This window comes from Parasphingomonas zepuensis (assembly GCF_036663735.1).
Taxonomy (GTDB): Bacteria; Pseudomonadota; Alphaproteobacteria; order Sphingomonadales; family Sphingomonadaceae; genus Sphingomonas.
The window spans coordinates 1-1,083 of record NZ_JAXOJO010000075.1; the positions used below are offsets into that span (position 1 = coordinate 1).

The 1,083-nt window shown below is 66.3% G+C and carries 1 protein-coding gene; it reads left to right on the forward strand.

Annotated features, from left to right (window positions below):
- Positions 1-1,083, forward strand: a 1,083-nt coding sequence (locus U1769_RS25365; RefSeq protein WP_332720923.1) for a sigma-54-dependent transcriptional regulator, incomplete at both ends; no start/stop codon positions are given.

The following is a 1,083-nucleotide window of genomic DNA, read 5'->3' on the forward strand; positions in this document are numbered from 1 at the left end:
TGACGCAGCGGCGCTGATCGCCGAACTGCGGGTCAACCGTCCGATGCTGCCGATTCTGTTGCTGACCGCAAACGGATCGGTCGCGGCGGCAGTGAGCGCGATGCGCGCCGGGGCAACCGATTTCCTGACCAAGCCGATCGCCGCCGACCGGCTGCTCGCCGCGCTGGATACGGCAGTGGGGGGCAAGGTTTCGGGCGAGCTGCGTCCGCTGACCGAAAAGCTGACCGCGCATCTGGCGTTCGATGAAATCGTGGGCAGCGCACCGCAGTTCCGCGCGGCGCTGGCCATCGCGGCCAAGGCGGCGCGGGCGCGCGTGCCAGTGCTGATCGAGGGCGAAAGCGGCGTCGGCAAGGAAGTGGTGGCAGAGGCGATCCACGCCGCGTCGCCGCGACATGCCAAGCCAGTGGTGCGGGTGAATTGCGGCGCGATCCCGGCGAATCTGGTCGAATCGGAGCTGTTCGGTCATGAGAAGGGCGCGTTCACCGGAGCATTCGAGCGCAAGATAGGGCGGTTTCAGGAGGCGGATGGCGGCACCATCTTCCTCGACGAGATTGGCGAGATGCCATTGGAGGCGCAGGTCAAACTGCTTCGCGTGGTGCAGTCGGGCGAGATTCAACCGATCGGTGCGCGGCATGTCAGCGAAGTCGATGTCCGCGTAATCGCGGCGACCAATAAGACATTGCTGACCGAGGTCGAGGAAGGGCGGTTCCGCGAGGATCTCTATTACCGGCTGAACGTAGTGCAGGTGACGATCCCGCCGCTGCGTGACCGCGGCGGTGATATCGCGCCGCTGGCCCGGCATCTGCTGGCGCGAGTCGGCGAACAGCCCGGGTTGCGGCCGTTGGGGATTACCGACGACGCCATCGCATTGCTGGGCGGCTATGACTGGCCAGGCAATGTCCGCCAGCTTCAGAACGCATTATTCCGCGCCGCCGTGCTGTGTGACGGTGACGCGCTTACCCGTAGCGATTTCCCGCAGATCGCGCAGCTTTCGGGCGGACGTCCTGCCGGAGCGGCGTCGGCCAATGGCGGTGCGGCGTCGGGGGCGGGCATCACGTTGTTCAAGCCCGACGGCAATCTGCG